20 protein-coding genes are annotated in these 21,750 nt (G+C 72.2%); 12 read left to right on the top strand and 8 right to left on the bottom strand.

Features of this window, described 5'->3' with window-relative positions; genetic code table 11:
* Positions 1–152 precede the first annotated feature (152 nt).
* The 4 genes from pelF to ACFV9O_RS19515 are packed head-to-tail and all read left to right on the top strand — an operon-like array spanning position 153 to position 4,635.
* Complete coding sequence (gene pelF / locus ACFV9O_RS19530; protein WP_385419434.1) at positions 153–1,682, top strand: GT4 family glycosyltransferase PelF; 1,530 nt, start codon at positions 153–155, stop codon at positions 1,680–1,682.
* The gene (locus tag ACFV9O_RS19525) at positions 1,679–3,226 is read left to right on the top strand and encodes a hypothetical protein (protein WP_385419432.1); all 1,548 of its coding nucleotides are present in this window, start codon (positions 1,679–1,681) and stop codon (positions 3,224–3,226) included. The genes pelF and ACFV9O_RS19525 overlap by 4 nt, the downstream gene beginning before the upstream one ends.
* Before the next feature lie 12 nt (positions 3,227–3,238).
* Entirely contained in the window at positions 3,239–3,850 is a 612-nt protein-coding gene (locus tag ACFV9O_RS19520; protein ID WP_385419430.1) for a spherulation-specific family 4 protein, read from the top strand.
* Positions 3,847–4,635 carry an endo alpha-1,4 polygalactosaminidase gene (locus tag ACFV9O_RS19515; RefSeq protein ID WP_385419428.1) on the top strand — a complete coding sequence of 263 codons (789 nt, stop codon included), beginning with the start codon at positions 3,847–3,849 and terminating at the stop codon, positions 4,633–4,635. Before ACFV9O_RS19520 ends, ACFV9O_RS19515 begins: the two co-directional genes overlap by 4 nt.
* Here the strand turns inward: ACFV9O_RS19515 and ACFV9O_RS19510 are convergent.
* Both ACFV9O_RS19510 and ACFV9O_RS19505 read right to left on the bottom strand, forming a co-directional pair.
* A complete protein-coding gene (locus tag ACFV9O_RS19510) occupies positions 4,632–5,846 on the bottom strand; it encodes a hypothetical protein (protein ID WP_385419425.1) in 1,215 nt (404 codons plus the stop codon). The two genes, ACFV9O_RS19515 and ACFV9O_RS19510, sit on opposite strands and share 4 nt — an antisense overlap.
* Positions 5,847–5,907: 61 nt before the next feature.
* On the bottom strand, positions 5,908–6,714 hold the full coding sequence (locus ACFV9O_RS19505; protein WP_385419423.1) for an adenosylcobinamide-GDP ribazoletransferase: 807 nt from the start codon (positions 6,712–6,714) through the stop codon (positions 5,908–5,910).
* A 68-nt stretch (positions 6,715–6,782) separates the two neighbouring features.
* Between ACFV9O_RS19505 and ACFV9O_RS19500 the strand changes: the two genes are divergently transcribed.
* Positions 6,783–7,583, top strand: a complete 801-nt coding sequence (locus ACFV9O_RS19500) for a hypothetical protein (protein ID WP_385419421.1) — start codon at positions 6,783–6,785, stop codon at positions 7,581–7,583.
* Here ACFV9O_RS19500 and ACFV9O_RS19495 read toward each other — a convergent pair.
* The 3 genes from ACFV9O_RS19495 to ACFV9O_RS19485 form a co-directional block, all read right to left on the bottom strand.
* On the bottom strand, positions 7,490–8,212 hold the full coding sequence (locus ACFV9O_RS19495; protein ID WP_385419418.1) for a hypothetical protein: 723 nt from the start codon (positions 8,210–8,212) through the stop codon (positions 7,490–7,492). The two genes, ACFV9O_RS19500 and ACFV9O_RS19495, sit on opposite strands and share 94 nt — an antisense overlap.
* A 240-nt stretch (positions 8,213–8,452) precedes the next feature.
* Complete coding sequence (cobT, locus tag ACFV9O_RS19490) at positions 8,453–9,571, bottom strand: nicotinate-nucleotide--dimethylbenzimidazole phosphoribosyltransferase (RefSeq protein ID WP_385419416.1); 1,119 nt, start codon at positions 9,569–9,571, stop codon at positions 8,453–8,455.
* Between the two features lie 97 nt (positions 9,572–9,668).
* Positions 9,669–10,871 (bottom strand): bifunctional adenosylcobinamide kinase/adenosylcobinamide-phosphate guanylyltransferase, encoded by a 1,203-nt coding sequence (locus ACFV9O_RS19485; RefSeq protein WP_385419413.1) that lies wholly within the window; start codon positions 10,869–10,871, stop codon positions 9,669–9,671.
* 98 nt (positions 10,872–10,969) lie between these two features.
* Between ACFV9O_RS19485 and ACFV9O_RS19480 the strand changes: the two genes are divergently transcribed.
* Complete coding sequence (locus ACFV9O_RS19480; protein ID WP_385419411.1) at positions 10,970–11,179, top strand: hypothetical protein; 210 nt, start codon at positions 10,970–10,972, stop codon at positions 11,177–11,179.
* A gap of 149 nt (positions 11,180–11,328) precedes the next feature.
* On the opposite strand, the gene ACFV9O_RS19475 is transcribed toward ACFV9O_RS19480, so the two are convergent.
* Positions 11,329–12,072, bottom strand: a complete 744-nt coding sequence (locus ACFV9O_RS19475; protein WP_385419452.1) for a class I SAM-dependent methyltransferase — start codon at positions 12,070–12,072, stop codon at positions 11,329–11,331.
* Between the two features lie 50 nt (positions 12,073–12,122).
* Positions 12,123–12,719, bottom strand: a complete 597-nt coding sequence (locus ACFV9O_RS19470; protein WP_385419408.1) for a DUF3043 domain-containing protein — start codon at positions 12,717–12,719, stop codon at positions 12,123–12,125.
* A gap of 402 nt (positions 12,720–13,121) precedes the next feature.
* Between ACFV9O_RS19470 and ACFV9O_RS19465 the strand changes: the two genes are divergently transcribed.
* The 5 genes from ACFV9O_RS19465 to ACFV9O_RS19445 all read left to right on the top strand — a co-directional run bounded on the left by ACFV9O_RS19465 (position 13,122) and on the right by ACFV9O_RS19445 (position 19,674).
* A complete protein-coding gene (locus ACFV9O_RS19465) occupies positions 13,122–13,907 on the top strand; it encodes a PspA/IM30 family protein (protein ID WP_385419405.1) in 786 nt (261 codons plus the stop codon).
* 12 nt (positions 13,908–13,919) lie between these two features.
* Positions 13,920–14,198, top strand: a complete 279-nt coding sequence (locus tag ACFV9O_RS19460) for a hypothetical protein (protein WP_385419403.1) — start codon at positions 13,920–13,922, stop codon at positions 14,196–14,198.
* 232 nt (positions 14,199–14,430) lie between these two features.
* On the top strand, positions 14,431–15,684 hold the full coding sequence (locus ACFV9O_RS19455; RefSeq protein ID WP_385419400.1) for a sensor histidine kinase: 1,254 nt from the start codon (positions 14,431–14,433) through the stop codon (positions 15,682–15,684).
* Positions 15,681–16,367 (top strand): response regulator, encoded by a 687-nt coding sequence (locus ACFV9O_RS19450; protein ID WP_385419398.1) that lies wholly within the window; start codon positions 15,681–15,683, stop codon positions 16,365–16,367. The genes ACFV9O_RS19455 and ACFV9O_RS19450 overlap by 4 nt, the downstream gene beginning before the upstream one ends.
* 148 nt (positions 16,368–16,515) lie before the next feature.
* Positions 16,516–19,674: an efflux RND transporter permease subunit gene (locus ACFV9O_RS19445; protein WP_385419395.1), complete on the top strand. Its 3,159-nt coding sequence runs from the start codon at positions 16,516–16,518 to the stop codon at positions 19,672–19,674.
* 205 nt (positions 19,675–19,879) lie between these two features.
* On the opposite strand, the gene nadA is transcribed toward ACFV9O_RS19445, so the two are convergent.
* Complete coding sequence (nadA, locus tag ACFV9O_RS19440; protein ID WP_385419392.1) at positions 19,880–21,058, bottom strand: quinolinate synthase NadA; 1,179 nt, start codon at positions 21,056–21,058, stop codon at positions 19,880–19,882.
* Positions 21,059–21,378: 320 nt separating this feature from the next.
* Between nadA and ACFV9O_RS19435 the strand changes: the two genes are divergently transcribed.
* Positions 21,379–21,735 carry an iron-sulfur cluster assembly accessory protein gene (locus ACFV9O_RS19435; RefSeq protein WP_005318559.1) on the top strand — a complete coding sequence of 119 codons (357 nt, stop codon included), beginning with the start codon at positions 21,379–21,381 and terminating at the stop codon, positions 21,733–21,735.
* Positions 21,736–21,750: the final 15 nt, after the last annotated feature.

Here is a 21,750-nt window from a genome sequence, read left to right as displayed (position 1 = left end):
CACCGGCCACATGCACGCGCACCAGCGACATGCGCGCGCACCGGCCACATGCACCGGCTCCGGCCACATGCATGCCCGGCGACCACATGCCTGCGCTCCGACCACATGCACGAGCACCACGCACACCGCACGTCCAGGGGGGACCCAGCACGATGAGCCAGGGACGTCACGTCACCATGCTCACCGAAGGCACCTATCCGCACGCCCACGGAGGCGTCAGCACCTGGTGCGACCAACTCGTCCGCGGAATGCCCGAGTTCGACTTCACCGTCACCGCCCTCACCGGCAGCGGGCGCGAGCCCGTCACCTGGGAGCTGCCGCCCAACGTCCGCAGACACACCGCCGTCCCCCTGTGGGGGCCGCGCCCCGGCCGCGCCCGCGCACCCCGCGGCAGGGGCACCCGCCGGCGCTTCCTCGGCACCTACGAGCGATTCCTGCTGTCCCTGCTCGACCCGGACGCACAGTGCGACTTCGGCACCGAGCTCGACGCCCTCGCCGTGGAGGCCCGGGCCGGCCGGCTCTCGGCCGCCCTGCGCACCGAGGCCGCCGTCCGCACCCTGATGTGGATATGGACCATGCCGCATCTGCCGACCACCGCGGCCCGCCCCACCGTCCACGACGCCCTGACTGCCACCGATCTGCTCGAGCACGCGCTGCGCCCGCTCGCGACCCGGATACCCGAGGACAGCGTCGCCCACGCCGTCAGCAGCGGCCTCGCCACGCTCCCCGCGCTCGCCGCGAAGCGCCTGGACGGTGTGCCCTTTCTCCTCACCGAGCACGGCATCTATCTGCGCGAGCGCTATCTCGGCTACCGCAGCGAGGCGCAGCGCTGGCCGGTCAAGGCGTTCATGCTCGGCTTCTACCGGGAGCTCAACACACTGGGGTACCGGCGGGCCGATCTGATCACCCCGTGCAACCAGTACAACCGCCGCTGGGAGGAGCGCGGCGGCGCCCACGCCGACCGCATCCGTACCGTCTACAACGGCGTCGACCCGCACGCCTTCCCGCACGCCGGGGCCGAGCCGTCCGTGCCCACCCTGAGCTGGGCCGGCCGGATCGACCCGATCAAGGACCTGGAGACGCTGGTCCACGCCTACGCCCTGGCCCGGGCCGAACTCCCGGAGTTGCGGCTGCGGTTGTTCGGAGCGCCCCCCGAGGGAGGGGAGTGGTACCAGACCCGGCTGGAGAAGCTCGCCGCCGAACTCGGCGTCACCGACGGGATCGGCTGGGAGGGGCGCGTCAGCGACGTCGCGCGCGCGTACGCCGCCGGGCACGTGGTGATGCTGTCCAGCATCAGCGAGGGCTTCCCCTTCTCGATCATCGAGGCCATGTCCTGCGGCCGGACGACCGTGTCCACCGATGTGGGGGGAGTGCGGGAGGCGGTCGGCGACACGGGCCTCGTGGTCCCGCCGCGCGAGCCCGAGGCGCTGGCCGCGGCGGCCGTGGAGCTCCTGCGGGACGGGGAACGCCGCGCCGAGCTGGGCCGGCGCGCCCGGCAGCGGGTCATCGACCGCTTCACGCTGCGGCGTTCCGTCGGCGCCTTCCGCCAGATCTATCTGGAGCTGGCCGGGGCGCCGGGCGCGGTGTACGAGCCGCCGCTCGTCGAGACCGTCGACGACTGGACGCTGGAGCTGAAGGATCCCTGGTACCGGGACCTCGCCGCGGACGGGAGCGCCTGGTGAGCGGCCCGATGTGGCTCAAGGAGCCCGCAGCCGCCGCGCAGGACAACCTGCCGTACGTGCCGAGGCGGCGTCGCCCCGGCTGGGCCGCGGCCGACCCGCTCGACGAACTCGCCGAGCGGCTGGAGGACTTCGTCGCGGCGGCCGTCCACCCGGACGAGATAGCCGCGCTGCTCGAGTCCGACGGGCTGACGGACGAGCAGATACGTCTCCGCTACGGCCGCGAGGACTCCTTCGCGCTGGCCGAGGAGCTGTACGGACGCGTCGAACGCCGCTTCCCCGAGCCGGCCGTCCCGCCCGACGACCCCTCGGCCGGGACGCTCCTCGCCTGCCTCCTGCGCGGGGTGATCTTCGCGCTGCCCGGGCTCGGTTACGTGCTGGCCGCGCCCCTCCTGGCGGGTGGCCGGTCCGCGTACGGCCTCCCGGCGGGCGCGATCCCGCTCCTGGCGGGCGCGCTCGCCGGCTGGACCTGGAACCAGGCCCTCTCCCACCGCGCCTACTCCTGGCTCGGCCTCGGCGACCGCCCCGCGGCCGCGCGGTCCCTGCTGCTGGGTGCCCCCGCGGGCGCGCTGCTCGCCACGGCAGCGGCGCTCGCCTCCGCGGGCCCCTCCGACGGCCCGGCCCTGCTCTTCACAGCGGGCCAGTCCCTCTACCTCGCGGCGGCGACCGTCCTCCTGGTCCTGGCCCGGGACCGGGCGCTGCTGCTCGCCCTGCTGCCCCTGGCGGCGGGAGCCTCCTGCGCTGCACTGCAGCCCCTGCCGTCGTGGGTACGGATCGTGCTGCTGGTGACCTCGGCGACGGCGGCGGTGTGCTGTGCGGCATGGGCGCTGCGTCCGTCGACACCAGCGTCCCGGCGCGCCGGCCGGACGCGCGGCCGGCCCGCCGCGAACGCGGCGGGGCCCGCCCTGATCGGCTGTCGCCGCGCCGGTCGTCGCCGGTGGTGGAGTGCCGTGACCGACGTGGCCGGCCGCGGGGGTGGTGTCCGGCAGGAGACCGGCCCCGCCACCGGGGCGCCCTGGCTCGGCGGGTCGTTGCCGTACGGCCTCTTCGGGCTCGGGACCGGCACACTGGTGCTCCATGTCGCCCTGGACATCCCGCCGTTGGCCGTCGCGCTCACGCTCAGCATGGGCCCCGCCGAGTGGCTGCTGCACCGCTTCCGGGCCGACAGCCTCGCCGGGCTGAGGGCCAGCACCACGCCGCGCGGCTTCCGCGTGTCCGTCGCGGCGACGCTGGCGCGGTGCCTCGCGGGTTATCTGGGTGCCCTGTCGACGTTCGCCGCGGTGGCGATGCTGCTGTGGCCGGGCGGCGGCCGCGGGCCCGGCGGGGCCGCGCTCGCGGGGGTGCTGCTGCTCGGGGTCGTGCTGTGGACCGGGCTGCTGCTGCAGGCGTTCGGGGCGGTGCTGAGCGCGGCCGGCGTGTGCTGCGCGGCAGCCCTGGTCGCCGTCCTGGTCCCGGACGCGGCGCTGCTCGTCGTGCCCGGGACGGCCGCCGCCGTACTCGCCGGGCTGGTCTGTGTGCTGCTGGGCCGGATCACCGCCCACCGCTGAGGAGCCCTCCCCGTGAGCCTGCTGGTGCCGCTGTACGAACACCCCGCCGACCGCCCCGAAGCCTGGCGGGCCGTCATCGCCGCCGCGCCCCGTCTCTACGGAGTCGTGCTCAACCCGGCCAGCGGCCCCGGGGACACCATTGACCCCGCGTTCGCGTCGGTGGCAGCCGAGCTGCGGGCGGCCGGTGTGCGCGTACTCGGCTACACCGACACGGCGTACGGCCGCCGCCCGCACGCCGACGTCGTACGCGATCTGCTGCGCCACCGCGACTGGTACGGCGCCGACGGGGCGTTCCTCGACCAGGTGGCCTCCGCCCCGGAGGAGGTCGCCCACTACCGGCGCCTCGCGGTGGCCGCACGGGCGGCGGGCGCGCGGACGCTCGTCCTCAACCCGGGGGTTCACCCGGACGCCGCGTACGCGGAACTCGCCGATCTCCTCGTCACGTTCGAAGGCGCGTGGAACACCTACCGCACCCTCGACCTGCCGATCTCCCCGTACGACTGCCATCTGATCCACTCGGCCCCGCCCCACGCCACCTCCGCGGCCCCGGTCCACTGCGTCGTCCCGGGCACGGGGGCGCACCCGTGGGGCACGCTGCCGTACGCCCTGGAACCCGGCGCATGAGACGGCTGCTGCTGGTGGTGACCCTGGCACTGCTCGCGGGCTGCACGGCCGCACCTGACGACGCGGACGATCCGGCGCCGTCGACCGCCCGCTGGCAGCCGGAGCCGGGCGTGGAGTGGCAGTGGCAGCTCAGCGGCCGCCTGGACCCGACGGTCGACGTGCCCGTCTACGACATCGACGGCTTCGACCACCCGGAGTCCACGGTCACCGACCTCCACCGGCGCGGCCGCAAGGTCATCTGCTACCTCTCCACCGGCGCCTGGGAGGACTTCCGCCCCGACGCGGGGGACTTCCCGGAGGCCCTCCTCGGGAAGGGCAACGGCTGGAAGGGCGAGCGCTGGCTCGACATCCGCCGCACGGACGTCCTGGAGCCGCTGATGGCGGAGCGCCTCGACATGTGCGAGGAGAAGGGCTTCGACGCGGTCGAGCCGGACAACATGGACGGCTACCTCAACGACACCGGCTTTCCCCTCACCGCCGCCCACCAGCTCCGCTACAACCGGCTGATCGCCCGGCTCGCCCATGGGCGGGGCCTGGCCGTCGGGTTGAAGAACGACCTGCCCCAGATCCCGCAGCTGGTCCGGGACTTCGACTTCGCCGTCAACGAGCAGTGCGCCCAGTACGGGGAGTGCGAGGAGACGACACCGTTCATCGAGGCGGGCAAGGCCGTCTTCCACGTCGAGTACGAGCTGCCGCTGGACCGCTTCTGCCCCGAGGCGCGGCGCCTGAAGCTGAGCTCGATGCTGAAGAAGTACGAGCTGGGGGTCTGGCGCCGGGCCTGCTAGCGGGAGACCACGTAGCAGGTCGCGACGCGCTGTCGGCGGTCGCCCCAGTCGGAGGCGGTCGGCCAGCTCGACCAGTACTTTCCGGGCTCGGCGTTGTCCTCGGTCCAGGCGGACGGGGCCCGGCCGTGGGCACGGCGGCAGGTGTCGCTCGCGCGCCGATGCGCGGCTTCGGGTCCTGGGTAGTCGCCCGAGGTGAGCGGGACCCGGCCGAACACGCGGGCATCGTGAGGTCCGGTGCAGGAGACCTCGACGACCAGGGAGGCATCGCGCGTGCCGGTGTTGAAGTCGATGCAGTCACCGGGTGTCGCCTCATGGCGGGTCAGCACCGCCTTGCCCGCTTCGAGGACGGCGTCGGATGCGGACGGCAGGACAGGCTTCGTCCGCCCGTGTGCGGTGAGGACGAGCCGGGCCCGCAGCGCGGTCACCCCCGGCAACCCACTGTCCCCTGCCTTCAGCAGGGCGGACAGATCGGCTTCCGCCTGGGTGATCCGGCCCTCCGCGTCCGTGGTCAGGGTCATCGGAACGGGGGTCCCGGCGGACTCCGACGGCACCACCGTCCGCAGCCGGCGGCGCAGGTCGCCGGGGAACAAGTTCTCCGTGGCGCCGCTCGGCACGATGTGGGCGGTGTAGCGCCGGCCGCCGCCGGATACCGGCTGCCCCTTGATGCTGTGGAGAGACGTGATCACTTCGAGCAGGGTGCCCCCGAACGGCGCCTCGGTGCCGTGGAGCCAGGCGATCGAGTCATCCTCGTCGACCGGCTGGGAGAGGTCGTACCGCAGCCAGTAGTCCGCCGTCCCCGACCGGTGCTGGACCGTCTCCGGGGCGAGCGCGATACGCGCGGAGGAGGCCGCGCTGCCCTTGCCCAGGACTTCGCCCAGGAGGGTGTCCCGGGCCTTCGCGGGAAGGCCGTCCGGAATCTCCCAGGTGTGCGTGCCGTCCGCCCGGCCGCCTGTGAAGTCGAGCCGCCCGGCAGCGGTCAGGACGGCGTCGCCCTGCCTCGAGGTGAACGTCAGTTGCTGGGTGAAGGAGGCGCTGCCGGCCTGCTGGGTCTGTCGCACGCTCTGGTACGGCTGTTCGCCCACCGGAAGGGAGAACACCGGGTGGGGCTTGGGCTTCGCCGCAGGTGCGTCGTCGGTGCTCCCGCCACAGGCCGCGAGCAACAGGGAAGCCGCGGCGAGGGCGGAGGTGGTGCGGAAGAAAGAGCTGATCACGTCAGTACGACCGGACGCGCGTACGGATCGTTGTACGACGGGCGATCACGGGTCGATCACGTCACCCCAGCGTCAGGGCGACCAGCGCCACCGTCCCCGCGGTCTCCGCCAGTGCCCCGAAGACATCGCCCGTCACCCCGCCGAAGCGCCGCACGCAGTGCCGCAGGATCACCTGGGCGGCGGCGAGCGCGACCACGGCCGCGAGGGCGTACCGCACCGCCGTGCCGCCGTCGGACAGCGCCCCCATGCCCGCGCATGCCGCCAGCGTCAGGAGGGTGACCGCTGCCGCGGAGCGGAGCGGCACGCTCTCCGCGACCGCCGCGCCGAGGCCCTCGGGGCGGGCCGCGGGGACGCCCGTGCGCGAGGCGAGGGTGAGGGCGAGCCGCGCCACGACCCCCGCCAGGGCGACGGCGACCGCGCCACCGGACCAGCCCCCCTCCCCGTACAGCTCGTGGAGCGCGGCGACCTGCGCGAGGAGGACGAGCACCAGCGTGATGACACCGAACGGCCCGATGTCCGACTGCTTCATGATCCGCAGTGCGTCCTCCGCGGGCTTCCCGCTGCCGAGCCCGTCCGCGGTGTCGGCCAGCCCGTCGAGGTGCAGCCCGCGCGTGAGGGCTGCCGGTACGGCGGCGGAGGCGACCGCCGCGAGCAAAGGGCCCGTGCCCAGGGCGAGGAGCAGTCCGCCGGCTGCCGCCGCGCAGAGGCCGACGACCAGGCCGGCGAGCGGGGCGCACAGCATGCCCGCGCGCGCCGCGTCACGGTCCCAGCGCGTGATGCGTACGGGCAGCACCGTGAGGGTGCCGAAGGCGAACCGTATGCCGGTCACCGGGCCGGCCGTCCCGCCGGCTGTCTTCTTGGAGGTCACCGCGCGCAGGGTAGTCGGTGCGCTCCGACGGTAAATTGCGCATGACGGACAAATCGGGAGCGAGTGGCATGGGTAACTGGTTTTACCGCAACATCGTCGAGCCCGGAAAGCTCCCGCTGCTCATCGCGCTCGCCTCGTTCGTGCTGACCTTCCTCATCACCCGGATGGTCACCCGGCTGATCCGGGCGGGGAAAGGACCGTTCGGGAACGTCAAGTCCGGCGGACTGCACATCCACCACGTGGTGCCCGGCGTCGTCCTCACCGTGATCGGTGGCTTCGGGGCGGTCGCATCCGCCGAACACACCGGCCCCGGCGCCATCGTCTTCGCGGTGATCTTCGGTATCGGCGCCGGGCTCGTCCTCGACGAGTTCGCGCTGATCCTCCACCTCGACGACGTCTACTGGACCGAGGCGGGCCGCAAGAGCGTCGAGGCCGTGGTGCTCACCACGGCCCTGCTGCTGCTGATCCTCGGCGGGTTCGCACCGCTCGGCGTCAACGACCTGACCGAGGACGAGCGGGACGACCGCCGGGTCTTCCTGCTCACCCTCGCCGTCAACTTCGGATTCGTCCTCATCACCCTCTTCAAGGGCAAATTCCGGATGGCGGTCATCGGCACGCTCGTGCCGTTCATCGCGATCATCGGCGCGATCCGGTTGGCCAGGCCCGCCTCGCCGTGGGCCAGACGCGTCTACCGCCGCAGACCGCGCTCCCGGGCGCGGGCGATCCTGCGCGCCTTCCGCCACGACAAGCGCTGGACCGGGCCGGGCAGGAAGTTTCAGGACCTGATCGGGGGCGCCCCGGACCGGCTTCCGGCCGCCCGCGATCCCGGCCCCACCCCTGGCCCTGGCCCCGGCACCGGCCCACGGTGAAACCACTCCGTCACCGCGCACACCACCAGCACCGCGGCGATCGCCGCCAGATGCTCCTTGCCCGCCAGATTGTTCTTGATCAGTATCTCGACGGCCATGGCGACGATCACCAGGCCCGCCGTCAGCCGGGCGCGGTGCCGATGGCCGACGTAGACCGCGAGTCCGACGACCGCCGCCGACGGGCCGGTGTCCATGACCTGCGCGTCCGCGGCCGGGAGCCCGAGCGGATGGTCCGGGCCGAGTGCGACACCGATCCGGGCGTACGTCGTGCCGGCCAGCGTCGCCACGTACGCGATCGCGAGCGTCCGGGGCCGCCCGAGGCATATCTCGGAGATCCCGAACACCACCAGTACCTGGGCCAGCGCGCCCCACACCGGCAGGTCGAGCGCCGGTACGAAGAGGGAGAGCGGCGTACGGAGGAGTGCGAGCCAGAGCGGGTCGTCGGCCCGGACCGAGCCCACGTCCTGCACCGGCTGATAGCCCCAGGGCTGGTTCTGCACCAGCTGGAAGAGTCCGGTGAGACAGACCGCGACGAGGGTCATCGGGGCGGCCCGCCACCTCCTGGTGACGAGCGCCGTGCGGACGTCCGTGTACAGCGGCCCCCACTCGCGGCGCGCGAACGCGCGCACCCCGTTCACCGCCCGCCCCCGGCGGACGGGCCGCGACGCGGCAGGTCGGCGCTCACTGGGAAGAGCATGAAGCGCGGCTCCCGGATGGTCGGTACGTGGCGTGGGCGCGGGACAGCCCCTGCACGGGGCTGTCCCGCGCTCCGCGCCACGTTCGAAGACCGACCTGAGCACCGCGGAGTTGAGCGACACGTGAGTGATCCCGATCTCCCGGGGCCACCGCCGCGCCGCTGCGCCCGGTGGTCAGTCCGCCACGCGCTCCGAGCCCTCCGAGCCCTCCGAGCCCTCCGCGTGCTCCGGCTCCTCGGGCCGCGGCCCGGGACGCTCGGGCAGTTCCGCGGCGAGCGCGGCGGATGCCTGGACGAGGGGAAGTGCGAGCAGTGCCCCGGTGCCTTCGCCGACGGTGACCCCGTGGTCGAGCAACGGGTTGAGCGCCATCCGGTCCAGCGCCTTGGCCTGCGCCGGCTCTCCGCTGACCTGACCCGCCAGCCACCAGTCCGGGGCACGGAACGCCGCACGCTGGGCGACGAGAGCACACGCCGCCGACACGACACCGTCCAGGATCACCGGCATCCGGCGCACCGCCGACTGCAGCAGGAAGCCGGTGATCGCGGCGAGATCCGCACCGCCGATCGCGGTGAGCAGCTGGAGCTGGTCGCCCAGCACGGGCCGGGCGCGGCGCAGCGAGTCCCGGATCGCCGCGCACTTGCGCATCCACGCCAGGTCGTCGATCCCGGCGCCGCCGCGGCCGGTCACCACCGAGGCGTCCGTACCGCACAGCGCGGCGATGAGCGCCGATGCCGGGGTCGTGCCGCCGACGCTGAGATCGCCCAGGACCACCAGATCCGTACCGGAGTCGGCCTCCTCGTCGGCGATCGCCATGCCGAGGCGCACGGCCTTCTCGGCCTCCTCGGCGGTGAGGGCGTCCTCGACGTCGATACGTCCGCTGCCGCGCCGCACGCGGTGGCGGACGACGTCCGCCGGGAGCAGCTCCGGGTCGCAGTCGAGCCCCGCGTCGACGACCCGCACGGGCACGTCCAACCGCCGGGCCAGCACGGCGACGGGGCTCTCGCCCTCCAGCACGGCGCGCACCAGCTCGTACGCGCTGCCGGCCGGACGCCGCGACACACCGAGCTCCGCGACCCCGTGGTCACCGGCGAACAGCACCACCCGCGGCCGCTCCACCGGCCTCACCGGCACGGCTCCCTGCGCGGCCGACAGCCACTCCCCGAGCTCGTCCAGCCGCCCCAGCGATCCGGGCGGCACGACCAGCCGCTCCCGGCGTTCCTCGGCATCGCGCCGCATACCGCTGTCGGGGCGCTCGATCAGATCGGAGAAGTCGTCGAGAATCAGCGAGCTCATTCGCCGAACAGTACCGGCAGCTCCCGCCGCTGCGGGTCCCGGGCCGCCCTGCTGCGCGGGTGCCGGGCCGCCGTGCTGCGCGGGTGCCGGCGCACCGTCAGCCGCGCAGCGGCAGCGCCTGGCCCGAGACGACCAGGAGCAGATGCTCGCACTCGGTCCCGAACGCCGCGTTCAGACGACCCAGTTCGTCGCGGAAGCGGCGCCCGGACGCGGTCGCCGGCACGACCCCGGAGCCGACCTCGTTCGTGACGGCGACGACCGTGCGCCGCGTCGTCCGCAGGGCCGCGACGAGCTCCGCGGTGCGGCGGTGGAGGGCCTCGCGGCCCGTCGCCTCCCACAACTCGTCGTCCCACGCGCCCACCCGGTCCATCGCGTCCGTCAGCCACAGGGACAGACAGTCGATCAGCAGCGGTGGGCCGTCCTCCGCCAGGAGCGGTACGAGGTCGCAGGTCTCGACCGTCCGCCAGGAGCCCGGCCGGCGGTCACGGTGGGCCGCGACCCGGGCCGCCCAGTCGGGGTCGTCGGCGCGGGTGCCGCTCGTCGCCACGTACACCACGTCGGGGAAGGACTCCAGGCGCCTCTCCGCCTCCAGCGACTTCCCGGACCGCGCCCCGCCCGTGACCAGCGTGCGCCGCGGCACGTCCGGTACGGCGTGGTACTCGCCCACGTACAGCGTCGTGCCGTCCGGCACCGCCCGTGCACCCGCCGCCGCGAGACGCCGCTCCAGCTCAGCGCCCGGCGGCACCTCGTGGTCGATGTGGACGGCGACGACGTCCGTCGTCGGGCCGACCGCCCCCGTCGCGCGCAGCCGCGCCAGCCCGTCGGGACGCCCGACGACATCGGCGACGACCATGCCGTACGCCAGCGGCTCGTGCTGCGTCACCCCCGCCACGGCCCCGCCCGGCGGCAGATACAGCAGCCGTTCCCCGTCCGGCGAGGTCACCTCGTACCCCGTACCCGGCGAGTCCATCGCCACCGCCCGCACCCGGTGACCGCTGATCAGCGTCAACTCCTGGCCGTCCGGCACCCGGCCCGCCGTCGGCAGCCCGGCGGGCAGTTCCATCGCCGGCCCGTCGTGCGGATGCGTCAGCAGCACCTGCCGTACACCGACGAGCGAATGCCCGGCACGGGCGGCTGCCAGCGCGGCCCCGGGGGTCAGGTCGAGCAGCAGTGCCCCGTCCACCAGGAGTGCGGTCGCGGCGCGTGCCTCGGCACCGCGGGCGGCGGCGCAGACGGCGCAGGGGCAGTCGGGGCGGGGGAGCCCGCTGGGGGCACCCGTGCCGAGCAGAGTCAGTTCCACAGGAACGATCATCCCGCGTCGCCTCGGCCGGTGCGCGCCCGGCTACGCTGCGGGCAGCAACTGATCAGCTGGTGGGACCCGACATCCGGGAGGCGCACATGGCGTGGACGTGGCGGTTCGAGAAGTCCGACGGGACGGAGGTCCAGCCGGCCGTGGAGCCGGAGGAGTTCAGCACGCAGGGGGACGCCGAGTCCTGGATCGGTGAGGTCTGGAAGGACCTGCTCGAGGGCGGCGCCGACCAGGTCTTCCTCTTCGAGGACGGCAGTAAGATCTACGGACCCATGAGCCTGCACGCCGAAGAGGCCTGAGCAGCGGCCTGAGCACAGGCCCGGCAGTCCGAGGACGGGAGACCGTCGGGGACGGGTCCGTCGGACGGATCCGTCCCCGCACCGGCACCGGACCGGCCCCCCGATGCGGCGCCGGCCCGTACGCCCGTACACCAGGTCCGGACGCCGGATCAGCCCCGCACACCGCACAGATGCAGCAGTGCCGCCACCCCGCGGTACGGATCCGTCCGCCCGGCCCGGTCCTCCGCGGCGAGCAGGCGCTCGAGCTCGTCCGCGGTCGGCAGCTCCGCCTCGTTCGGGACGCCGTCCGTGAAGACCCGCACCCCGTACCAGGCGTGCAGCGGCGCCGCGATCCCCGCGAGGGTCGCCCTCAGCGAGGCCAGCCGGTCGGCGCGGACCTGCAGGCCGAGCCGGTTCGTGTACGTGTCCGTGTCGAAGGCGGTCAGCGCCGCTGACCAGTCACCGGCCAGCCCCGGCCGCATGGCCAGCGCGTCCCCGTTCCGTACGAGCAGGGACAGCAGACCACCGGGCGCCAGCATCCGGGCCAGGCCCGCGAGCATCGCGTCCCGGTCCTCGACGTACATCAGCACGCCGTGGCACAGCACCACGTCGAAGGATCCGGGCAGGAAGTGCACCCCGGTGTCCCGGCCGTCGCCCTCGAGCATCCGGAACCGCTCACGGATGCCCGCGGGCTCGGTCTCCAGCGCCTCGCGGGCGACCTTCAGCATCTCGGGGTCGGACTCCAGGCCCGTCACGGTGTGCCCGGCGCGTGCCAGGCGCAGCGCCTGGGTGCCCTGGCCCATGCCGACGTCGAGGATCCGCAGGCGCCGCCCCACCGGGAAACGCCCGGCTATCTGCTCGTCGAGCTGGCGTGCGACGAGCTCCTGCCGAACGGTGTTGCGCAGTCCGCCCAGGCCCTTCAGCCAGGCCGCCGCACCGCCACCGAAACCGCAGACCTCGGTGCTCAGGGCCGCTCCCCGCGCTTGACCTGGGGCTTCGGCAGCCGCAGTCGGCGCATCTGGAGCGTGCGCATCAGGCCGTACGCAAGGGCCCCGCGCTTCGGCTCGTTCGGGAAGCGCTCGTTCAGCTGCTTCCGCAGACGGAACCAGAGGCCGATCGAGTCGATCACGATCAAGACGATGACGCCGAGCCACAGCAGCAGCGCGATGTTCTGCAGCTGCGGCACGCGGATCATGGAGAGCACCAGGATCACCACGGCGAGCGGCAGGAAGAACTCCGCGATGCAGAAGCGCGAGTCGACGTAGTCCCGTACGAAACGGCGCACCGGACCCTTGTCACGCGCGGGCAGATAGCGCTCGTCGCCACCGGCCAGCGCCTCGCGCTGCTTGGCCAGGTCGGCGCGGCGGGCCTCGCGCTGACGGCGCATGGCCTCCTTGCGGTCGGCGGGTGCCGTCTGCGCACGGCGGCGCTGGGTCTGGGCCTCACTCCGCTTCGGGGTCGGGCGGCCCTTGGGGGCCTCGGGGTCGCGGGGCTGCTTGGAGAGGTCCGCCGTCACCTTGTCGGTGGGGGCCTTCTCTTCCTTGGAACGGCTACGGAACACAAAACCCAAGGGTACGGGGTGCCGCGCATGGACCCCAGCCCCCGGGGGAACGATCCGGCAACGGCGAGCGTCTGTACGAGTCAGAAGCAGGCAGCAACAGGCACCGAACCCCCGCGGAACGGACGCAGGCGAGATGCGGAAGGGAAGCGGACGAGGGGGCGGACGAGAGCGGGCGAGAAGGAGAAGGGGAGCCGACGGGCGACCGAGGGGGAGCCACCCCCGGTTGCCCCGACGATCACCTACTCCTTGCGCCGGATCGAAGCCGGCGGCACCTCGTTCTTGGGGAGGAGCGCATCCGCGCTCGAACAGTGCGGTAATGGATGCAGGGCCCGTACTGTGGGTTCTGGAGTAGCTGGAGCCACGTCCGTCAGAAGGGGGCGCGCGAAGCCCATGAGCGGTGTCATGAAGCGTATGGGGATGATCTTCCGCGCGAAGGCAAACAAGGCCCTTGACCGGGCCGAGGATCCGCGCGAGACCCTTGATTACTCGTACCAGAAGCAGCTGGAGCTGCTGCAGAAGGTGCGTCGCGGCGTCGCCGACGTCGCGACCTCCCGCAAGCGCCTCGAGCTGCAGCTGAACCAGCTCCAGGGCCAGTCAACGAAGCTGGAGGACCAGGGCCGCAAGGCGCTGGCGCTCGGCCGCGAGGACCTGGCGCGCGAGGCGCTGTCCCGCCGTGCCGCCCTCCAGCAGCAGGTCACGGACCTGGAGACGCAGCACCAGACACTGCAGGGCGAGGAGGAGAAGCTGACGCTCGCCGCCCAGCGGCTGCAGGCCAAGGTCGACGCCTTCCGTACGAAGAAGGAGACCATCAAGGCCACGTACACGGCGGCCCAGGCGCAGACCCGCATCGGCGAGGCCTTCTCCGGCATCTCGGAGGAGATGGGCGACGTCGGCCTGGCGATCCAGCGCGCCGAGGACAAGACCGCCCAGCTGCAGGCCCGCGCGGGCGCGATCGACGAGCTCCTGGCCTCCGGTGCCCTGGACGACCCGACCGGCATGGCGAAGGACGACATCGCGGCCGAGCTGGACCGGATCTCCGGCGGCACGGACGTCGAACTGGAGCTGCAGCGCATGAAGGCCGAGCTGGCGGGCGGCAGCAGCTCCCAGCAGCAGGCGATCGAGGGCGGCAGCGGCTCGGCACAGGGTCAGGCACAGGACCAGACCCCGCACAAGTTCGACAAGCAGTAGGGACGGCGCGTCATGATCGTACGGATCATGGGGGAGGGTCAGTGGAGGGTCGACGACTGCCACTTCGTCGAGCTGAACAAGCTGGACGACGAGCTGCTCGCCGAGATGGAGTCGGGTGACGGGACCGCCTTCCGGGGCACCCTCTGCGCCCTGCTCGACGCGGTCCGCCGCTTCGGCGCACCGCTTCCCGACGACTCGCTGGAACCGTCGGAGCTGATCCTGCCGTCACCGGATGCGACGCTCGAAGAGGTCCGGGACATGCTCAGCGACGACGGCCTCATCCCGGGCTGACGCCCTCCCCCCGCGGCCCGCGCCGGATCCTCCGGCCGCGGGCCGTTTCGCGTGCGCGACGCGGCCGGCACCGGCGGATGGGCGGGCCGGGGCGCCCTCAATCGCCGGACGGGCTTGGTGTGCCCGGTACCGGCGGGTGGGCCCGGGAATGGCGCCCCCGCCCCCGCCCCCGGTCCGGGGCCGGGGCCGGGGTGGAGTTGGGGGCGGGCGGGACCCCGTACCGTTGCTTGTCGTGACCGCACCTCTGACCGGCAGCACCAGGCTCGCGCAGATCCGCGCCTGGCTGCGCGCGCACCCGCTCGCGCTGGACGCAGCCCTCGCGTTCGCCGTGCTCGTCTGCATGGTCATCGGGTCGTTCGCCGATCCGAACGGACCGCACGGGCGGCCGACGTTCGGCACCCGTACCCCCGAGGCCCGCAGCGTGCTGCTGATGCTGCTCGCGGCGGGCGCCCTGGTGTTCCGCCGGCGCCGGCCGCTGGCCGTGATGGGTCTGACCGGCGCTTTCTCCGTCGTGGAGTTCGTCGCGGGCGATCCCCCCGCGCCCGTCGTGATGTCCGCGGTGATCGCCGTCTACACGGTCGCCTCCTGCACCGACCGCCCCACCACCTGGCGGGTCGGTCTGCTGACGATGACCGTGCTCACCGGCTCGGCGATGCTGTTCGGCTCGGCGCCCTGGTACATCCAGGAGAACGTCGGGGTGTTCGCCTGGACCGGGATGGCGGCCGCCGCCGGCGATGCCGTACGCAGCCGCCGTGCCTTCATCGACGCCATACGGGAGCGCGCCGAGCGCGCCGAGCGCACCCGGGAGGAGGAGGCCCGCCGGCGGGTCGCCGAGGAGCGGCTCCGGATCGCCCGCGATCTGCACGACGTCGTCGCCCATCACATCGCCCTGGTCAACGTGCAGGCCGGAGTCGCCGCGCACGTCATGGACAAGCGCCCCGACCAGGCCAAGGAGGCCCTCTCGCACGTACGGGAGGCGAGCCGCTCGGCACTGAACGAGCTGCGCGCCACCGTCGGCCTGCTCCGCCAGTCCGGCGACCCGGAGGCCCCGACCGAGCCCGCGCCCGGCCTCGGCGTCGTCGACGAGCTGCTGGACACCTTCCGCAACGCCGGGCTGCCGGTCGAGCTGGCCCGCACCGACCACGGCACGGACCTCCCGGCGGCCGTCGACCTCGCGGCGTACCGGATCATCCAGGAGTCGCTGACCAATGTGCAGAAGCACGCCGGCGCCGACGCCAAGGCCGAGGTGAGCGTCGTACGGGTGGGACGGACCGTCGAGGTCACGGTCCTCGACAACGGGGCACCCGACGGCACCCCGACCACAGCCGATGGCGCCGGAAGCGGCGGCGGCCACGGTCTCATCGGCATGCGCGAACGGGTCACCGCGCTCGGCGGCACCATCACCGCGGGCCCCCGCTACGGCGGCGGCTTCCGCGTGCAGGCGATACTGCCGATCAAGGCCCACGCGGAGGGGGACGACGCATGACGATCAGGGTGCTGCTCGCCGACGACCAGGCGCTGCTGCGCAGCGCGTTCAAGGTGCTCGTGGACTCCGAGCCCGACATGGAGGTCGTGGGGGAGGCCGCGGACGGTGCGGAGGCCGTCGCGCTGGCCCGCTCGGAGCAGGCCGACGTCGTCCTCATGGACATCCGTATGCCCGGTACGGACGGGCTCGCCGCCACCCGCATGATCAGCGCCGACCCGGCGCTCGCCGCGGTGCGCGTGGTGATGCTGACGACCTTCGAGGTGGACGAGTACGTCGTGCAGTCGCTGCGCGCCGGGGCCTCCGGCTTCCTGGGCAAGGGCGCGGAACCGGACGAGCTGCTCAACGCCATCCGGATCGCCGCGGCCGGCGAGGCGCTCCTGTCGCCCGCCGCGACCAAGGGACTCATCGCCAAGTTCCTCGCACAGGGGGGCAGTTGGGACGGTGGCCAGGACCCGGGGGCGTACTCGGACCGGCTCGACGCCCTGACCGGCCGCGAACGCGAGGTGCTCGTCCTCGTCGCGGGCGGGCACTCCAACGACGAGATCGCCGAGCGGCTGGAGGTCAGCCCGCTCACCGTCAAGACGCACGTCAACCGCGCGATGGCCAAGCTCGGCGCCCGCGACCGGGCCCAATTGGTGGTTATCGCGTATGAATCGGGCCTGGTACGTCCAAGGACGGAGTAGGCCACGCCATCGGCGTACTCCAGGCGCGGTATGCCCGGGATAAATATTCGGACCTGGGGCCTACGGATCGGCCCTCCCCCGTGGCCGATCGTATAAGCGGGCACCTGACCCTGCCCGCCTCCTGCGTAAGCCACAGAAGAGAGACCCCATGTCCTGGCTGTCCAGATTCAGCCTCGCGCAACGGGCCCTGATCGGGCTGATGTCGATCATCGCGATTCTCTTCGGAGCGATCGCCATCCCGCAGCTCAAGCAGCAGCTGCTGCCCTCCATCGAACTGCCGATGGTGTCGGTGCTGGCCCCCTACCAGGGCGCGTCCCCCGATGTGGTCGAGAAGCAGGTCGTCGAGCCGCTCGAGAACACCATCAAGGCCGTCGACGGCATCAAGGGCATCACCTCCACGGCGAGCGAGGGCAACGCCGTGATCATGGCCACGTTCGACTACGGGGACGAGGGCACCAAGCAGCTCGTCGCCGACGTCCAGCAGGCCGTCAACCGCGCCCGCGTCCAGCTCCCCGACGACGTCGACCCGCAGGTCGTCGCCGGCTCCACCGACGACATCCCCACCGTCGTCCTCGCCGTCAGCTCCGACAAGGACCAGCAGGCGCTCGCCGACCAGCTGGAGCGGACCGTCGTCCCGGCCCTGGAGGACATCGACGGGGTCGGCCAGGTCACCATCGACGGAGTCCAGGACCTCCAGGTCTCCGTCACCCCGGACGACAAGAAGCTGGCCGCGGCCGGGCTGAACACCATGGCCCTCGCCGAGGCGCTCAAGGCGGGCGGCGCGACGGTCCCGGCCGGTTCGTTCTCCGAGGCGGGCAACAGCCGTACGGTCCAGGTCGGCGGCGGTTTCACCTCGCTGAAGCAGATCGAGGACCTGCGGATCGCGCCCGCGTCCGCGAAGGGCGGCAAGCCCGGCAAGCCGGTCCGGCTGGGCGACATCGCCACGGTGAAGCAGGAGGAGTCGCAGCGCGTCTCCATCACCCGTACGAACGGCGAGCCGAGCCTCGCCGTCATGGCCACGATGGACAAGGACGGCAGCGCCGTCGCCATCTCGGACGCGGTCAAGGACAAGCTGCCCGAGCTCCGCAAGGACCTCGGCTCCGGCGCCGAGCTGTCCGTCGTCTCCGACCAGGGCCCGGCCGTCTCCAAGTCGATCTCCGGCCTGACGACCGAGGGCGCGCTCGGTCTGCTCTTCGCCGTCGTCATCATCCTGGTCTTCCTGGCCTCGATCCGCTCGACGCTCGTCACCGCGGTCTCCATCCCGCTGTCCGTCGTCCTCGCGCTGATCGTGCTGTGGACCCGCGACCTGTCGCTCAACATGCTGACGCTCGGCGCGCTGACCATCGCCATCGGACGGGTCGTCGACGACTCGATCGTGGTTCTGGAGAACATCAAGCGTCACCTCGGCTACGGCGAGGAGCGCGAGACCGCGATCCTCACCGCCGTACGTGAGGTGGCGGGCGCCGTCACCTCCTCGACCCTGACCACGGTCGCCGTCTTCCTGCCGATCGGCCTGGTCGGCGGCATGGTGGGCGAGCTGTTCGGCTCCTTCTCGCTGACGGTCACCGCGGCGCTGCTCGCCTCGCTGCTCGTCTCGCTGACGGTCGTCCCGGTCCTGTCGTACTGGTTCCTGCGCGCCCCCAAGGCCGTCCGGGGCATCGACCCGGACGAGGCGCGCCGCAAGGCCGAGGAGAAGGAGGCCCGCAGCCCGCTGCAGCGGATGTACGTCCCCGTGCTGCGGTTCGCGACGCGTCGCCGCATCACCAGCGTCGTCCTCGCGCTCCTCGTGCTCGTCGGCACCTTCGGCATGGCCCCGTTCCTGAAGACGAACTTCTTCGACCAGGGCGAGCAGGAGGTCATGTCGCTCAAGCAGGAGCTGAAGCCCGGCACCAGCCTGGAGGCCGCCGACGCCTCGGCGAAGAAGATCGAGCAGGTCCTGGACGGGATCGACGAGATCAAGGACTACCAGGTCACCGTCGGCTCGTCCGGTTTCATGGCGGCCTTCGGCGGCGGCACCGGCGCCAACCAGGCGTCGTACCAGATGACCCTCAAGGACTCGGCGTCCTACGAGAAGACCCGCGACCGCATCGACGAGGAGCTGGGCAAGCTCGACGGCATCGGCGACACGACGATCGCGGCGGGCGACGGCTTCGGCAACCAGGACCTCGGCGTCGTGGTGAAGGCGGCGGACGCGGACACCCTGCGTAAGGCGTCCGAGCAGGTACGGGACGAGGTCGCGAAGCTCGACGACGTCACCGACGTCCAGAGCGACCTGTCCCAGTCCGTGCCGCGGATCTCGGTCAAGGCCAACGAGAAGGCGGCCGCGGCCGGCTTCAACGACGCGACCCTCGGTGGCGCCGTCGCCCAGGCGGTGCGCGGCACTCCGGCGGCCAAGGCGATCCTCGACGACTCCGAGCGTGATGTCGTCATCACCTCGGCCAAGCCGGCGACGACGATGGCCGAGCTGAAGAAGCTGCCGCTGGGCCCGGTGAAGCTCGGCGACATCGCCGACGTGAAGCTGGTTCCCGGCCCGGTCTCGATGACCCGGATCGACGGCGCGCGCGCCGCGACGATCTCGGCGAAGCCGACCAGTGACAACACCGGCGCGGTGAGCGCGGAGCTCCAGACGAAGATCAACGCGCTGGACCTGCCCGAGGGCGCGACCGCGTCGATCGGCGGCGTCGGACAGGACCAGGAGGAGGCCTTCGGCTCGCTGGCCCTGGCGATGCTGGCGGCGATCGCGATCGTCTTCCTGCTGCTGGTGGCGACGTTCCGCTCGCTCGTGCAGCCGCTGATCCTGCTCGTCTCCATCCCGTTCGCGGCGACGGGGGCGATCGGTCTGCTGGTGGCGACCGGCACGCCGATGGGCGTCCCGGCGATGATCGGCATGCTGATGCTGATCGGCATCGTGGTCACCAACGCGATCGTGCTGATCGACCTCATCAACCAGTACCGGGCCCAGGGCCTGGGCGTGGTCGAGGCGGTCGTCGAGGGCGGCCGCCACCGCCTCCGCCCGATCCTGATGACGGCCCTCGCGACGATCTTCGCGCTGCTGCCGATGGCGCTGGGCGTCACGGGCGAGGGCGGTTTCATCGCCCAGCCGCTCGCGGTGGTCGTGATCGGCGGTCTGGTGACGTCGACGCTGCTGACGCTGCTGCTGGTGCCGACGCTGTACGCGATGGTCGAGCTCCGCAAGGAGCGGCGTCGCGCGAAGCGCGAGGCGAAGCGGGCGAGGAAGTCGGGGACTGCGGCTCCGAGTTCCCCGGCGCCGTCGGACGACCCCGACCCGCAGCCGGTCAACGTGTAACGCCTCCGGCGCACCTCCGCCGCCGCCCCCGGTCCCGGCTCACCCGGCACCGGGGGCGGCGCGTTTTCCGGGTGGGCTCGCCCGGTGCGCCCGGGCACACCGAACGCCCACCGGCACCACGCGCAGCGTCAAACGCACGTCGCCCCCGGCGCGCGGTCACAGCCGCGCGCCGGGGGCGACGGGGGTCGACGGGGCAGCGCCCCGGTTACGGAAGCGCCAGCATGCGCTCGAGGGCGAGCTTCGCGAAGCTCTCCGTCTCGCGGTCGACCTGGATCTGGTTGACCAGCTTCCCCTCTGCCAGCGACTCCAGCGCCCACACCAGGTGCGGCAGGTCGATCCGGTTCATCGTGGAGCAGAAGCAGACCGTCTTGTCGAGGAAGGCGATCTCCTTGCCCTCGTCCGCGAAACGATTCGCCAGTCGTCGCACCAGGTTCAGCTCGGTACCGATCGCCCACTTGGACCCGGCCGGCGCCGCCTCGAGCGTCTTGATGATGTGCTCCGTCGAGCCGACGTAGTCCGCCGCGGCCACGACCTCGTGCTTGCACTCGGGGTGGACGAGCACGTTCACGCCCGGGATGCGCTCACGCACGTCGTTCACGGAGTCCAGCGAGAAGCGGCCGTGCACGGAGCAGTGGCCCCGCCACAGGATCATCTTCGCGCCGCGCAGCTCCTCGGCGGTGAGTCCGCCGTTCGGCTTGTGCGGGTTGTAGACGACGCAGTCGTCCAGGGACATCCCCATGTCACGGACCGCGGTGTTGCGCCCGAGGTGCTGGTCCGGCAGGAAAAGGACCTTCTCGCCCTGCTCGAAGGCCCAGTCCAGCGCGCGCTTCGCGTTCGAGGACGTACAGATCGTGCCGCCGTGCTTGCCGGTGAAGGCCTTGATGTCGGCGGAGGAGTTCATGTAGGAGACCGGGACCGTCACATCGGCGATCCCGGCTTCGGTGAGCACGTCCCAGCATTCGGCGACCTGTTCCGCCGTCGCCATGTCGGCCATCGAGCAGCCGGCGGCGAGGTCGGGGAGGACGACCTTCTGGTCGTCGCTGGTCAGGATGTCCGCCGACTCGGCCATGAAGTGCACGCCGCAGAAGACGATGTACTCGGCGTCCGGACGGGCCGCCGCGTCCTTGGCGAGCTTGAAGGAGTCGCCGGTGACGTCCGCGAACTGGATGACCTCGTCGCGCTGGTAGTGGTGACCGAGTACGAAGACCTTGTTCCCGAGCTTCTCCTTGGCCGCGCGGGCGCGCTGCACCAGGTCCGGGTCGGACGGGGAGGGGAGATCACCGGGGCATTCGACGCCGCGCTCGCTCTTGGGGTCGGCCTCGCGGCCGAGCAGCAGCAGGGCGAGGGGCGTTGGCTGGACATCCAGGGGTTGGGCGGTGGTCACGTCACGCACCCTTTCTCTTCTCTGACCATGAGCGCGGCGTCAGCCGCTCCAGTGGAGCCGGTGCTTGCACCGGAGGCTTTTCGTCTATTTGACGCTATCTATCATAACTGCTTCACGTCACTTTGACGATGTCCATAGCGTCGATGTGACGCAATTCCCGGGTGCCGTGACGTACACCTGTAGTCCACAGGTCGGTGCCTCGACGGGAGCGCGTGTGCGAGCATGAAGAGGAAAGACTAGGGCTCGCCCGGAATGAATCCCGGGCCCCGCCGGTTGCAACCGTCGGCAAGCAGTCTCCGTACAACCCGGGAGAGAAGCAGATGTCCGTATCGGACGAGACCACCACCGTGAGCGACGGCATCCTCCTGTCCGACGCCGCCGCGGCCAAGGTCAAGGCCCTGCTGGACCAGGAAGGCCGGGACGACCTGGCGCTGCGCGTCGCGGTTCAGCCGGGCGGCTGCTCCGGCCTGCGGTACCAGCTCTTCTTCGACGAGCGCTCGCTCGACGGCGATGTCGTCAAGGACTTCGACGGCGTGAAGGTCGTCACGGACCGCATGAGCGCTCCGTACCTGGGCGGCGCATCGATCGACTTCGTGGACACGATCGAGAAGCAGGGCTTCACGATCGACAACCCGAACGCGACGGGCTCCTGCGCCTGCGGCGACTCCTTCAGCTAAGTCGCTTCCCCGCCG

This window comes from Streptomyces sp. NPDC059909, assembly GCF_042730885.1.
GTDB lineage: Bacteria > Actinomycetota > Actinomycetes > Streptomycetales > Streptomycetaceae > Streptomyces.
This window is presented reverse-complemented; position numbering and strand designations above follow the sequence as displayed.

What these genes read in the sequence shown, in the direction of transcription:
- ACFV9O_RS19445 (WP_385419395.1), top strand. Translation starts at nt 16,516, where the DNA reads ATGTCCTGGCTGTCCAGATTCAGCCTCGCGCAACGGGCCCTGATCGGG.
- ACFV9O_RS19515 (WP_385419428.1), top strand. Translation starts at nt 3,847, where the DNA reads ATGAGACGGCTGCTGCTGGTGGTGACCCTGGCACTGCTCGCGGGCTGC.
- cobT (WP_385419416.1), bottom strand. Translation starts at nt 9,571, where the DNA reads ATGAGCTCGCTGATTCTCGACGACTTCTCCGATCTGATCGAGCGCCCC.
- ACFV9O_RS19500 (WP_385419421.1), top strand. Translation starts at nt 6,783, where the DNA reads ATGGGTAACTGGTTTTACCGCAACATCGTCGAGCCCGGAAAGCTCCCG.
- ACFV9O_RS19480 (WP_385419411.1), top strand. Translation starts at nt 10,970, where the DNA reads ATGGCGTGGACGTGGCGGTTCGAGAAGTCCGACGGGACGGAGGTCCAG.
- ACFV9O_RS19435 (WP_005318559.1), top strand. Translation starts at nt 21,379, where the DNA reads ATGTCCGTATCGGACGAGACCACCACCGTGAGCGACGGCATCCTCCTG.
- ACFV9O_RS19460 (WP_385419403.1), top strand. Translation starts at nt 13,920, where the DNA reads ATGATCGTACGGATCATGGGGGAGGGTCAGTGGAGGGTCGACGACTGC.
- pelF (WP_385419434.1), top strand. Translation starts at nt 153, where the DNA reads ATGAGCCAGGGACGTCACGTCACCATGCTCACCGAAGGCACCTATCCG.
- ACFV9O_RS19450 (WP_385419398.1), top strand. Translation starts at nt 15,681, where the DNA reads ATGACGATCAGGGTGCTGCTCGCCGACGACCAGGCGCTGCTGCGCAGC.
- ACFV9O_RS19465 (WP_385419405.1), top strand. Translation starts at nt 13,122, where the DNA reads ATGAAGCGTATGGGGATGATCTTCCGCGCGAAGGCAAACAAGGCCCTT.